Origin of the sequence: Priestia taiwanensis, assembly GCF_014638355.1 — a bacterium.
Lineage (GTDB): Bacteria > Bacillota > Bacilli > Bacillales > Bacillaceae_G > Priestia_D > Priestia_D taiwanensis.
Genome location: NZ_BMFK01000010.1, coordinates 14,573 through 27,264, shown reverse-complemented (window position 1 = coordinate 27,264; position 12,692 = coordinate 14,573). Strand labels below are relative to the sequence as shown.

The 12,692-nt window shown below is 39.4% G+C and carries 13 protein-coding genes and 2 tRNA genes; 2 read left to right on the top strand and 13 right to left on the bottom strand.

The window, feature by feature from the left end:
• Positions 1-18 precede the first annotated feature (18 nt).
• The 3 genes from IEV41_RS19385 to IEV41_RS19375 all read right to left on the bottom strand — a co-directional run bounded on the left by IEV41_RS19385 (position 19) and on the right by IEV41_RS19375 (position 764).
• Positions 19-109, bottom strand: a tRNA-Ser gene (locus tag IEV41_RS19385).
• A gap of 7 nt (positions 110-116) precedes the next feature.
• Positions 117-191, bottom strand: a tRNA-Asn gene (locus IEV41_RS19380).
• A 114-nt stretch (positions 192-305) separates the two neighbouring features.
• Positions 306-764 carry a SprT family protein gene (locus IEV41_RS19375; RefSeq protein WP_188390167.1) on the bottom strand — a complete coding sequence of 153 codons (459 nt, stop codon included), beginning with the start codon at positions 762-764 and terminating at the stop codon, positions 306-308.
• An 81-nt stretch (positions 765-845) separates the two neighbouring features.
• Here IEV41_RS19375 and cmpA point away from each other — a divergent pair, with 81 nt between their 5' ends.
• Positions 846-956: a cortex morphogenetic protein CmpA gene (gene cmpA, locus IEV41_RS19370; protein WP_188390166.1), complete on the top strand. Its 111-nt coding sequence runs from the start codon at positions 846-848 to the stop codon at positions 954-956.
• A 46-nt stretch (positions 957-1,002) separates the two neighbouring features.
• On the opposite strand, the gene IEV41_RS19365 is transcribed toward cmpA, so the two are convergent.
• The 6 genes from IEV41_RS19365 to acpS form a co-directional block, all read right to left on the bottom strand.
• Positions 1,003-3,171, bottom strand: a complete 2,169-nt coding sequence (locus IEV41_RS19365) for a Tex family protein (RefSeq protein ID WP_188390165.1) — start codon at positions 3,169-3,171, stop codon at positions 1,003-1,005.
• A gap of 91 nt (positions 3,172-3,262) precedes the next feature.
• Positions 3,263-3,613: a type II toxin-antitoxin system PemK/MazF family toxin gene (locus IEV41_RS19360; protein ID WP_188390164.1), complete on the bottom strand. Its 351-nt coding sequence runs from the start codon at positions 3,611-3,613 to the stop codon at positions 3,263-3,265.
• Positions 3,614-3,617: 4 nt separating this feature from the next.
• Complete coding sequence (locus IEV41_RS19355; protein WP_188390163.1) at positions 3,618-3,899, bottom strand: CopG family ribbon-helix-helix protein; 282 nt, start codon at positions 3,897-3,899, stop codon at positions 3,618-3,620.
• Positions 3,900-4,032: 133 nt separating this feature from the next.
• Positions 4,033-5,196, bottom strand: a complete 1,164-nt coding sequence (gene alr, locus IEV41_RS19350) for an alanine racemase (RefSeq protein ID WP_188390162.1) — start codon at positions 5,194-5,196, stop codon at positions 4,033-4,035.
• A 228-nt stretch (positions 5,197-5,424) separates the two neighbouring features.
• A complete protein-coding gene (locus IEV41_RS19345; protein ID WP_188390161.1) occupies positions 5,425-6,435 on the bottom strand; it encodes a LolA family protein in 1,011 nt (336 codons plus the stop codon).
• 65 nt (positions 6,436-6,500) lie between these two features.
• A complete protein-coding gene (acpS, locus tag IEV41_RS19340; RefSeq protein WP_188390160.1) occupies positions 6,501-6,857 on the bottom strand; it encodes a holo-ACP synthase in 357 nt (118 codons plus the stop codon).
• A gap of 105 nt (positions 6,858-6,962) precedes the next feature.
• Here acpS and IEV41_RS19335 point away from each other — a divergent pair, with 105 nt between their 5' ends.
• Positions 6,963-7,562 carry a rhomboid family intramembrane serine protease gene (locus IEV41_RS19335; RefSeq protein ID WP_188390159.1) on the top strand — a complete coding sequence of 200 codons (600 nt, stop codon included), beginning with the start codon at positions 6,963-6,965 and terminating at the stop codon, positions 7,560-7,562.
• On the opposite strand, the gene uvsE is transcribed toward IEV41_RS19335, so the two are convergent.
• The 4 genes from uvsE to IEV41_RS19315 form a co-directional block, all read right to left on the bottom strand.
• Positions 7,550-8,512 carry a UV DNA damage repair endonuclease UvsE gene (gene uvsE, locus IEV41_RS19330; RefSeq protein WP_188390158.1) on the bottom strand — a complete coding sequence of 321 codons (963 nt, stop codon included), beginning with the start codon at positions 8,510-8,512 and terminating at the stop codon, positions 7,550-7,552. The genes IEV41_RS19335 and uvsE overlap by 13 nt on opposite strands.
• Before the next feature lie 85 nt (positions 8,513-8,597).
• Positions 8,598-10,199 (bottom strand): degradosome RNA helicase CshA, encoded by a 1,602-nt coding sequence (gene cshA / locus IEV41_RS19325; RefSeq protein ID WP_188390157.1) that lies wholly within the window; start codon positions 10,197-10,199, stop codon positions 8,598-8,600.
• Positions 10,200-10,600: 401 nt separating this feature from the next.
• Positions 10,601-11,242: a YdeI/OmpD-associated family protein gene (locus IEV41_RS19320; protein WP_188390156.1), complete on the bottom strand. Its 642-nt coding sequence runs from the start codon at positions 11,240-11,242 to the stop codon at positions 10,601-10,603.
• A 69-nt stretch (positions 11,243-11,311) separates the two neighbouring features.
• A complete protein-coding gene (locus tag IEV41_RS19315) occupies positions 11,312-12,679 on the bottom strand; it encodes a UDP-N-acetylmuramoyl-tripeptide--D-alanyl-D-alanine ligase (protein ID WP_188390155.1) in 1,368 nt (455 codons plus the stop codon).
• Positions 12,680-12,692 lie beyond the last annotated feature (13 nt).

Below are 12,692 nucleotides of genomic sequence, written 5' to 3'. Positions count from 1 at the left end.
ACCAACGGGCCTAACATATGGCAGAGAAGAAGGGATTCGAACCCTCGCACCGGTTACCCGATCTACTCCCTTAGCAGGGGAGCCCCTTGAGCCACTTGGGTACTTCTCTGTATAATTGGCTCCGCAGGCAGGACTCGAACCTGCGACCGATCGGTTAACAGCCGATAGCTCTACCACTGAGCTACTGCGGAATAATATTCGACACACAAACAATATAATATATCGCGTGATAATCGTCAAGATATTTTTCTAAAATCCTCTTGCGAAACACTGCTTTTATAATATAGTATATTCTCCCATGACTGTCAACAACCTTTCTCCACTTTCTCCAACTTCCCTCTACATTTTCCACATACATACTTTTCTGTATCTACTCTTCTTTTTCGTTTATATACATACTTACATGCTACACATTGATATATATGTAAAGAAGGTATCCTCTCCTTCTCTTTTATCGTCTTGCAAAAACGCGGAGCACCAACCTTCTTCATCAATTCTCGAAAATCACGATCACGATGCTTGTAACCTTTCCCTTCTAGATGTAAATGATAGTGGCACAATTCATGTTTAATAACATCAACCAGCTCTTCTTTTCCAAAACAAAGATAATAATGAAGATTTAATTCAATGTGATGCGTACCTAACAAATAACGCCCACCTGTCGTACGTAATCGTTCATTAAATACAGCATTATGCTTAAATGGTTTTCCGAAATATTCCAAGGACACCTCTTCGACTAATTTTTGCACTTCTTCTTTCTCCACGAAAAAACTCCTTCACACATTCTCTTCTGACTCACATATAGTAAGTATTACACACATCTTCTTGAAAAGGTGGTCAACGATATGCCCATCTGGTTTCGTAACCAAATAAAAAGAGCTTTCTTAGAGAAAAATCGCCACCAACTCAAACTATTAAATCAATGCTGGTTTTATTACACAAAGAAGTTCCATTAATACAAAGAGAGATAACCCCCTCACAAGACGGTTACCTCTCTTTCTTTTATAACGGAAGCATCGAAAGTGCAACGCGACCTTTTTTCACATCGACATCATCAATCCACACTTTTACAATTTGTCCTACCGACACAACATCAAGCGGATGCTTCACAAACTTATTACTTAACTTTGAAATATGAACAAGTCCGTCTTGTTTTACTCCAATATCTACGAACGCTCCGAAATCGACAACGTTACGAACTGTTCCCTCCAGCTCCATCCCACGCTGTAAATCTTCTAATTGTAGTACATCCTTCTTTAATAACGGTTTTTGTAGCTCATCACGTAAATCACGCTCTGGCTGGATAAGCGCATCGACGATATCGCGTAATGTCGGTTCTCCAAGTTCTAATTCTCCCGCCACTTCTGCCAATGATACACTTTCTAATTCTTTCTTTAATTTCTCCGTTCCTATATCTTCTACCTTCAACTGAAGGAATGATAAGATACGTTTCACATCCTCGTAGCGCTCAGGGTGAATTGGTGTACGATCCAACATATGATCCCCATCTAGCACACGTAAGAAACCGATACATTGTTCATATGTTTTTGCACCTAATCTAGGAATCTTCTTCAATTGCAAGCGAGTCGTAAATTTCCCATTCTCTTCTCGTTGCTTCACAATATTTGTCGCTACTGTCTTTGACAAACCAGCCACATACTGTAATAACGATACCGATGCCGTATTCACATTCACTCCTACTTGGTTAACAACTGTTTCTACAACAAAATGAAGGGATTCATTCAATTGTTTCTGTGCAACATCATGTTGGTATTGTCCTACTCCAACTGACTTCGGATCAATCTTCACTAATTCTGCAAGTGGATCTTGTAAGCGCCTTGCTATAGAAACAGCACTTCGCTCTTCTACCTGGAACTCCGGGAACTCTTCGCGTGCAACCTCTGATGCAGAATATACACTCGCTCCCGCTTCATTCACTATAATATAGAAGATATCGCGTTTCACTTCTTTTAACATATCAACAACAAACTGCTCTGTTTCCCGAGAAGCCGTTCCATTTCCAATTGCAACAACTTCAATATTAAATTGTTGCAGGATGGCAAGAAACTTCTGCTTCGCTTGCTCAACCTTCGCAACCGGCTTATGCGGATAAATAACATCAATATGAAGTACTTTTCCCGTTTCATCGACAACCGACAATTTACAACCTGTGCGATATGCCGGATCTACCCCAAGTACAACTTTCCCTTTCATCGGCGCTTGTAATAATAAATTACGTAAATTCTCAGCGAAAATATGAATTGCTTGCGTCTCCGCTTTCTCTGTTAACTCTTTTCGTAACTCACGCTCAATCGATGGTTGAATAAGACGTTTATACGCATCTTCAATTGTACGCTCGATATATGTATTCACACTACTCTTCTTATCACCTACAACACTACGCACAAGATACCCAATCGCCTCTTCACTAGGCGGTACAACTTGTACACGTAAAATACTTTCACTTTCTCCGCGATTCATCGCTAGTACACGGTGTGGGACCACTTTCGAAATTGGTTCTTCATAACTATAGTACATTTCGTATACGTTCTTCTCGTCTTTTTCTTTATCTTTCTCTGATGATGCAAGCATTCCTTTTCGCTGTGTCGTATCCCGTATCCACTGTCTATATGCAGCATCATCTGAAATAAATTCTGCAATAATATCACACGCACCTTGAATAGCTTCTTCTATTGTATGTATTTCTTTCTCTGTTGAAACAAATGTAGTTGCTTTTTCTTCTATAGAAGTTACCGGAAATGTTAACATCCACTCAGCTAAAGGCTCTAATCCTCGTTCTTTTGCAACCGTCGCTTTCGTACGTCGCTTTTCTTTGTACGGACGATACAAATCCTCTACCACTTGTAACTTCATTGCTCGCTCAATTTTTGTTCGTAATGTATCTGTCAGTTTCCCTTTTTCATCAATAAGACGGATAACCTCTTCCTTACGCGCCTCTAGATTCCTTGCATATTCCCATTTATCTAGAATAAGACGAATTTGCACCTCATCAAGAGAGCCTGTTAACTCTTTACGGTAACGAGCGATAAACGGAACGGTATTCCCCTCTTCTGTTAACGCGATAACATTTTTTACTTGCTTCTTCAATAACCCCACTTCTTTAACAAGCGTATCTAGTAATATTTCTTTCTTATCCGTTACATTACTCATCTCTTTTCTCCCTTCCACCAACAAACTCTGTTTCATGATACAAAAAAAGCTGCTCAGATGGAGCAACTTTCACTAATTGTTTCTATATTTACTAAAACGAAATAAGTCCTAAACTAATTTGTAAGGCATCGTCCACACGATCCATCATTTCATCATCTAAATGCGTAATTTTATCCGTTAATCGTTGCTTATCAATTGTTCGAATCTGCTCTAGTAAAATAACCGAGTCTCTTTCAAAACCGTACTTTTTCGCATTAATTTCGACATGAGTAGGCAATTTCGCTTTTTGAATTTGCGCGGTAATTGCCGCAACGATAATGGTTGGACTGAACCTATTGCCGATATCATTCTGAATAACAAGTACTGGACGAACGCCCCCTTGCTCAGAACCAACAACAGGAGAAAGGTCTGCAAAATAAACGTCGCCACGTTTCACAATCAAAGGACTAACCTCCGCTTACTAAACGTTCCACGGTATGGTCAGCTTCAGACTCTGCCAAAAACGCTTCAGAAGCGATGTTTAGATTTATTTTCGCCATTTCCATATAACCACGTCGCATTGATTCGCGAATATGACGCTTTTTTCTCTCTCTCAAATACATCTTTGTTGCTTGATAAATAAACTCGTTACGACTCCCGTTCTCTTGTTGAACAAAACCGTCCAACTCTGAAATTAGTTGCTGTGGTAAACGAACAACAATCTCTTTTGTTAATCTGGACTCGGACACGACCATACACCTCCACCATCAACTACATGCACACCTATATATCCAATTACTATCATACCACTGTACGTGACATGTTGCAAAGCCTTCCATACATACTTGCTTATGTTTTCCTATTCTTGAAAAAACATTCATTTTACAATGAAAAACGCGTCATCACTTCCACAATCTCATCATTTCTCTTAAATACTCGTGGCACTCTCGCACCAATCATATTCGGAATCTCATAATTGATTGTATCTAGGTAAGATGCTACCTCTTCCATTGTCACTTCTGCTTCTCCTTGTTGCCCAACAAGTATCACTTCCGTATCCACAGGAGCATAGCGTGGCAAACGAACCATTAATTGATCCATGCACACACGTCCAACAATCGGTACTTTTTCTCCGTCTACTAGTACATGAAAACCTTGCAAGCTGCGTCTCCAACCATCTGCATATCCAATGGCAACCGTCCCAATCCATTCCTCTTCCTCTGCTGTATACGTAGCGCCGTAACTCACAGTATCTCCAACATTTAACTTTTTTATATGTGTAAGACGGCTATGAAGCGAAAATGCTGGTTTATTATCCACTGGAATAAGCGAATTCATTTCAACAGAAGGAGTAAGTCCGTACATCCCTATCCCGATTCGAACAGCATTAAACACACGCTCAGAAAAACGATAAGATGTTGCACTGTTTGCACAATGAATCATCGGTGGCTGTATATCATATTCTTTTAACCAATCTAACATACATAAGAACTTCTTATATTGTCCTTCCACATGAACTGTATTTAGTTCATCCGCCGCTGCAAAGTGAGTATATGCACCTTCTATATAAAATGATGGCATGTGAAAGAACGGTAGAAGTTCTATTAATTCTTCTTTCGTTCGAATCCCTAATCTTCCCATACCTGTATCTAACTTCAGATGAATATGCAGTGGTCTATCATTCATTCTGGATTGTTCAGCTTCTTGTAACCATCCCTTCCGAAAAACCGTTACAGCAATCTGATGCTCAGCTGCAATATCTGCATCTTGCGGACGAACAACACCTAATACAATAATGGGTGCCGTAATACCATGTCTACGAAGATGCAATGCCTCGTCTAACATCGCAACCGCTAAGCGAGTTGCTCCCGCCTCTAATGCAATTTTTGCTACTTGTACATCTCCATGACCATAAGCATTTGCTTTTACAACTGCAATTACTTCTGTCGCATTTGGTATAAAACGTTTAATATTCACTACATTGTTATATATGCAATCAAGGTTGATTTCAACCCAAGTATCTCGATAAAAGGTTTGTTGTTTCACTCAAAAAGCACTTCCTTCATCTAGTTCATCACGGAATAGGTAAATAGACGGAATTTTCTTATAACGAAAGGTAGAAGCCATCTTCTTTATTCCTATGATTTTTCATTTTATTTACGAGTATATTCCATTGTAACATAGAAAAAGAAAAAGGAGCTGACTAATTTTATCCATTCAAAAGGAAGTATTTCGCTCGACAACAAAAAGGTGATGGAACCCCATCACCTATCTTTATTTCATTACTTTCTTCTCCATTGATGAAGCAAGCTCTACAAGTTCCTCTGGTGTTAAGTCCTCTGAAGCAATTGTGTAATCAATACCGTTATATGACCAAGAAATCATTTTCGGTGCTAACGCTCCAACAGTATAACCTAAGTAGACAGGTTCACCACTCTTCTGCACAGGTGCACTCACTTCTGATTGGACAGACTTTTCTTGCATGAATGTGAAGCTCTTCTCTCCGTCGTATGTCTTGATGATACGTTTCCCATTTTTCGCATTCACTTCTGTCGTATCTTTAAATCCCGCACCTTTCGGTAACTGCGTGAATTCCATCTCTTCTAACTCATCCGCTTCGTTCGTGGATATCGTTGGAACTTCTCCTTTTGCAGTAGTCATATTCTTCTTCACATCAAATGCACCTTTATCAATTTCATCGGTGAATTGCATCTTTGTAAACATAACCTCTACCAACGGATTCTTATCATTGTCCATTAGCTTTACCCCAACAGGTGCAAGCTCTTGTTTTGTTAACACAATTTCTTGTAGTGGTAGTTGGCTATTATTATGATAGTTCGTTTTCGTTTCGAATACATATCCACTATCTGACGAAGTAAACTTTGCTTCTTTATCTACTACAATATCTTTCACAAGCGATTCATATAAGTATGCTTGGCTACTATTATTTGGCCAATCACTTTGGAATTTAAAACTTTTATTTAATGCTGGTGTTAATACAAATACTCCTTCATCATTTCGCAAAATGATTTGACTTTGACCTTTTGCTGCATTTTTTAATGATACTTTGTAGTACATTGGCTTTTTGTGTATAATTTCGACATCATACGTTTGTGGTTCTGTGCCAGTTTTGATTGTCAATTTCGCTTCTGCCTTATACCCACCCATCTTTTCTACTTTCTCTTGCAAAGAAGAGACAACGTCTTCTTTTCCTCTCTCTCCACAAGCAGCTAAAGAAAGAACAACTATTAAACTTAAAAAGACCGCAGCTAAGCGCTTCTTCATGCTTTCATCTCCTTTGTCTCATGTCATTATCAAAATATATGAGACAAGGATATAGAATATGCAGACTAGCGTGACAAGCTTTCAATAATTACATGCGCCACCGCATAATCCCTACTATGAGAAATAGAGAGATGTATACAATGTTCTGTTTCCACACGAAAGACTGGCTTCCCACTCGGTTCATTTATAATTTCCATATCTAAAAAACTTAACTCTTTTCCAATACCCGTACCATTTGCTTTTGCATATGCCTCTTTAGCCGCGAATCTCCCAGCTACGAATTCAACCTTCCGCCCCTCTGAAAGAGTCATACATTTCTCTTTTTCTTTTGGCGTCAAAACACGATCAAGAAAACGTGAATTTCCCACCATCTCTTTTATACGCTCTAATTCGATAATATCAATCCCTATTCCAACTATCATACAGGTCCTCTTTTCTACTTCTAAATAATCTACGTTCATCATATTAGTAAATGAACAAAAGTACAAACACCATCTATTTATCCCTTGCTAATAAAGGAGTGTCTTATGTTCACGAAAATCGAAAATACACAATCTTTCATCCACTTATATCCTGTTGTATGTGGACTCGTATTCATTCAAACATTTATTTTTCTTCTTTGCATGCTACATACTGATTTTTTCCATACACTACTTGGTCACAACGAGGCAATTGCACGAGGAGACTATTGGCGTATTATTACACCGCTGTTCGTACATCTTTCATTCCATCATTTCATTTCAAATCTACTCACTCTTATTCTACTCGGACCTTTTTTAGAGGGCTATATGCGACGAGTGTCATTCCTCTTATTATATATATGCTCTGGACTAGCCGGTAATATCGCAACCTTCTTCTTACAACCTCTTTCCTATGTACACGCTGGTTCTTCAGGAGCACTCTTTGGCATATTCGGTACTTATTTCTATTTCTTCTATACAAACAAAGTTCATATCAATTCACGCGAAAAGCAATTATTTCTTCTACTAGTAGGAAGCAATATCTTCTTTAGCTTCACACTAGAGAATATTAATACCCTCTCTCACCTCGTTGGAATCGTAAGCGGTAGCCTTCTTACACCTTTTCTCCTACCGAAAAACTATAAAAGCAAGCTTCATTTTAAATAGAAGCTTGCTCCATCTATATATTCAATTCCATCTACATTTTTTAGTTCCTGCATTAATTGAAATAGTGCATCATCTTTGCGCTTCGCTTCAATCATACAATCGATTTGTGTTACACTTCCTTTTATTTCACGGAGAAATGTCATAAACATATCGATGTCTATGTAGTCCGCATGCGCTCGCCTATCTTTCTCATCACGAGGACTTGAAATATGCATCTTGATTGGAAGCGGAGAATCTTCCCACGTATGAACAACACGCTGCCATTGCTCTTTCCAACTCCAGTCTCCTGCATTTACAAGGTGGTGATGATAATCAAAGACGACTGGAATCGCTAACTTTTCACCGAGATAGAGTGTGTCTCCAATCGTAAAGGTCTTATCATCGTTCTCTAGCATTAGCATACGTTGAATAGATGTCGGGATAAATCCCCAATTATAAATAAATCGCTCAAGTGCTTGTTCCTTATCCTTATACCCTCCACCGACGTGAAGAACACAGCGATGAGTCGGTGGAATATTCATCCCTTTTAATAACATCTCGTGCATACGTAACGTTTTAAGCGAAGTCTTCAAAATATCTTGGTCAGGTGAATTCAAAATAACAAAATGATCTGGATGAAAATCCACACGCATGTTATTATCCGCAACATACTTACCAATCTCCGCTAAATGTGGGCGAATTGGTCTTATAAAATTCCAACCTTGCAAGTCTTCATGGTTAGCAAGTGGAATTAACTTAGAGCTAAAACGAAAAAAGGAAATGTCATGCCCCTTGTTATGCTTTAAGAGGCGCAAACAATTTTGAAGATTAGAAGTTGAAATCCGCTCTAACTTCTTAATACCAGCCTCTCGGTCATTCAACTTTTGAAACTGTGTATATGTCATGGTTTGAGAAGGGGAAGCATTTTTCAGATGCACACTCATTGCTACATATCCAAGACGAACAATCATACAAACTAACTCCTTTTTAATTAATAAGGAGTAGTATGCCCATTTTTACATACAAAAAAAGCAGAGGAAATCCCCTGCTTTTGAATTAGTTATTTGTTGATGATTGACGGTTACGATTACGGTTACGGTCTCCACCACGGTTACGATCTCCGCCACGGCTTCCACCTTCAGCGTTACGGTTACGGTCTCCGCCACGGTTACGGTCTCCGCCACGGTTACGGTCTCCGCCACGATTACGATCTCCACCACGATTACGGTCTCCGCCACGGTTACGATCTCCACTACGGCCTCCACGATTACCTTGGTAGCCTCCGCCGTTGCCACGACGTCCGCCGCCTCCGCCGCCGCCGCGTCGTCCATCTTTCGCTACAACTGGTGGCTCAGAAGTTAAGTTAATTGGTGTTTGGTCTGGTTCTTTTGTCATTAATTTCAATGCAGCTGCTACAACTGAGATTGAATCATGCTCTTCTACTAACTCTTCCGCTAGACGTTTGTAGTAAGATAAGTTATCGTTCTCGATCATTGATACTAACTTCTCAGAAGCCATACGTTGTTGGCCTTCTAACGCCTCATCTAATGTTGGTGGCGTCAAGCGCTCCATGTTACGTTTCGTTGTACGCTCAATTAATTTTAATTGGCCGAACTCACGTGGTGTGATGAAGCTCATTGCAAGACCTTTTTTACCTGCGCGGCCTGTACGACCGATACGGTGAACATAACTCTCAGGATCTTGTGGTAAGTCGAAGTTATACACGTGCGTTACGCCTGAAATATCAAGTCCACGCGCAGCTACGTCTGTCGCTACTAATACTTCGATTGTTCCTTGCTTGAACTTACGTAATACAGACATACGCTTCGCTTGAGAAAGGTCACCGTGGATTCCTTCTGCAGTGTAACCACGTAAGTTTAACGCTTCAGATAACTCATCTACACGGCGTTTTGTACGACCGAATACGATAGCTAATTCTGGAGATTGGATATCTAAAAGACGAGTTAATGTATCAAACTTCTTCTTCTCTTGTACTTCCACATAGTATTGTGTAATGTTAGGCATTGTAACTTCTTTTGCCTTTACTTTCACTAATTGTGGATCTTTCATGAAGCGCTCACCAATACGACGGATTGGATCTGGCATTGTAGCTGAGAATAGAAGTGTTTGTCTTTCTTCTGGTACATCCGTTAAGATTGACTCGATGTCTTCAATGAAGCCCATGTTTAACATTTCATCCGCTTCGTCTAATACTACTGTATGAACGTTGTTTAAACGGATTGTTTTGCGGTTCATGTGGTCCATGATACGACCTGGCGTACCTACGATTAATTGTGGACGCTTCTTTAATGAACGAATTTGACGACCAATGTCTTGTCCGCCGTAGATTGGTAAGATGCGAACACCTTTGAATGAACCAATTTTGTATAATTCTTCAGCAACTTGGATTGCAAGCTCACGTGTAGGAGCGATAACGATACCTTGAATGTGCTCACTCTTCGTATCGATTTTCTCTAATAATGGTAAACCGAATGCTGCTGTTTTACCTGTACCAGTTTGAGCTTGACCAATTACGTCGTTCCCTTCTAATGCTAAAGGAATTGTTTGAGCTTGGATTGGTGTTGCTTCCTCAAATCCCATCTTTTCTACTGATTGTAATAACTTTTCACTTAAACCTAATTCACGAAATGTTGCCAATGCGCTATTCTCCTTTTATTTATAAATATTTACAGGTAACTAAGCCATTCTCCTTCAGCTCCGAGCTAGGTGAGAACAGCATATCCGTAGTTGCCCTTTTGGAATAAGAAATGATAAGAAATATGATCAAGAACTTATACTTTCTTATCACAATAAAGAACACTTGGCGGGTACTAGACGTTTAGACCTAGATGGCTACCTAGATATGTTTATGAAAATAAGAAATGATAAAAAATTTATACTTTCTTAATATCTTATCAAAAAAAGACATTTTCCAAACGAATCGGAAAATGACACTCTATTTATTCATTGTCGTTAGTACTCGAGCAAATACGTGTACATCTAACTGTATCCTATTCATTATATAGATGCTTTATCAAAAAAGCAAATGACTTCTTTTCTCATTTTTTATTGTAAGGCGCTTTCATCCCACCTTTTACCTTCTCTATCGTTAAGATAATTCGTTTCTGTTTTGTATCTGCTCTTTTTGCACTAACAATCCATTCAATAAACCCTTTTTGATAAGAAGGAGCTAATTTTTCAAATGCTTCTTTTGCTTGTGGATTCTCTTTGAATGCCAATAATAGTTCCTCTGGCATAGTTAATTCTTTTTTCACCTTGTTTGCGGATAGTGTTGATGCCTTCTTTGATTTCTTACGTGTTGTTTCATGAGCAGAGCGAAAACGCATTGCAGACCATGTCTCGTCAATCGAAATTAACGAGACTCCTTCAAATTCAGCTTTTTCCATGACATCCCACCCATAATCACGGCTAATGTCTGTTTTAATAGATGAACTTTTCTTCGGATAGGCAATCCAAAGTAGTCCACCTTGCGTAAGTGCTTCTACCGCATCAGAAGCGTAACATTCCAATTCCGCTATACTGTGTACAAATAAGTTAACAAAGGAGTACTTTCCTTGACTGGCAGTGTGTAATCTATCCTCTACCACCGAGAAAACCTCTTCTATATATTGTGCAGGAGCATTCATTATTAATACATCCTCTTCTACGGGCATACGTATTTTTTTCATTACTGCGTGCAAATTTCCCCCTCCTTTTCCTGTACACATACAAAAAATCCGCCAATCACACAGATTGGCGAACTTCTCTCTTTAATTTCTTAATGCCTCTACCACTTCTTCTAGCTTCATTCCACGAGATGCTTTCACGATAACTAAATCATTACCAGTTGCCACACTCTTTACTTCATTAATTAACGCTTCTTTATCACGATACGCTTGTACGCCCGTACGTGCTTGTGCTGTTTTCGCAATTTCCTCTCCAAGTGGGCCGAATGTAAAGACATAATCAATTGTCTCTTTATCGATATGCTCTCCTACCTCTTGGTGGAATGCTACTTCTTGTTCACCTAGCTCTAACATATCTCCTAATACAACAATTTTCTTACCATATCCTGTTAAGCCATGCACGAAATTAAGTGCCGCTTTCATCGCTGATGGACTTGCGTTATATGCATCGTTAATAATTGTTAAGCCTGATGGTGCTTTCTCTACTTCCATGCGCATCTTCGATAACTGCAAAGAAGCTAATCCTTCTTTCATCGCTTCATATGGTACGTCAAAGCTCTTTGCAACAGCCATTGCTGCCAATGCATTTGCAACGTTATGCTTTCCTAGTGCATTTAAGAAGTACGTTGTATTATCCGTCTTATTCAATGTAAATGTTGTCCCGTCCGCTTTTAACTCAATGGATGTTGGATAATAGTCGCTACTAGCGTCATCTCCAAATGTAATAGCTGTTACATCCTTCATTTTCGCCACACGATCTAGAAGTAATGGCTCATCTCCGTTATAGACAAGTACGCCCCCTTCTTTTAAGCCCGCTACAATTTCTAGCTTCGCTTTCGCAATACCATCACGAGAACCAAGTTCCATCATATGTGCTTCCCCAATATTCGTCACAATTGCCGCGTCTGGCTCTGCAATTGTGGATAGTAATTCGATTTCACCGAACCCACTCATCCCCATCTCTAATACTGCTACTTCCGTATCTTCTTCTAGCTGTAAAATTGTAATCGGTAAACCAAAATGATTATTAAAGTTTCCTTGCGTCTTCTGAACTTTGTACGTTGTCCCCAGCACACTTGCCACGATATCTTTCGTTGATGTCTTTCCGTTACTTCCCGTAATACCAACGACTTTCAATCCTAATTCATTACGGTACGCTTTCGCTAATGCTTGTAATGCAAGTAATGTATCTTCTACATAAATAACTGGAATAGAAGTCGGTGCATTTGGTTCCCCTGTTTTCCATAACGTCGCTGTGGCACCTTGTTCAATTGCACTCTCGATGAACTCATGTCCGTTGAAGCGTTCCCCTTTAATTGGGATAAATAAATTCCCCTTCACTACTTCACGTGAATTAATCGTAATCCCTTGGATCATTACCTCTTCATAAGTAGTTTCTAATCCTGTTCCATTCACCATATCTTGAATGCTTTTTAGGATGCGTTTAATCATCTTACTCTCTCCT

Bases quoted from the DNA above. Each gene is read 5' to 3' on its own strand.
- IEV41_RS19365 (WP_188390165.1), bottom strand. From the start codon at position 3,171: ATGAGTAATGTAACGGATAAGAAAGAAATATTACTAGATACGCTTGTT.
- IEV41_RS19335 (WP_188390159.1), top strand. From the start codon at position 6,963: ATGTTCACGAAAATCGAAAATACACAATCTTTCATCCACTTATATCCT.
- IEV41_RS19315 (WP_188390155.1), bottom strand. From the start codon at position 12,679: ATGATTAAACGCATCCTAAAAAGCATTCAAGATATGGTGAATGGAACA.
- uvsE (WP_188390158.1), bottom strand. From the start codon at position 8,512: ATGATTGTTCGTCTTGGATATGTAGCAATGAGTGTGCATCTGAAAAAT.
- cmpA (WP_188390166.1), top strand. From the start codon at position 846: ATGCCCATCTGGTTTCGTAACCAAATAAAAAGAGCTTTCTTAGAGAAA.
- acpS (WP_188390160.1), bottom strand. From the start codon at position 6,857: ATGATAGTTGGAATAGGGATTGATATTATCGAATTAGAGCGTATAAAA.
- IEV41_RS19345 (WP_188390161.1), bottom strand. From the start codon at position 6,435: ATGAAGAAGCGCTTAGCTGCGGTCTTTTTAAGTTTAATAGTTGTTCTT.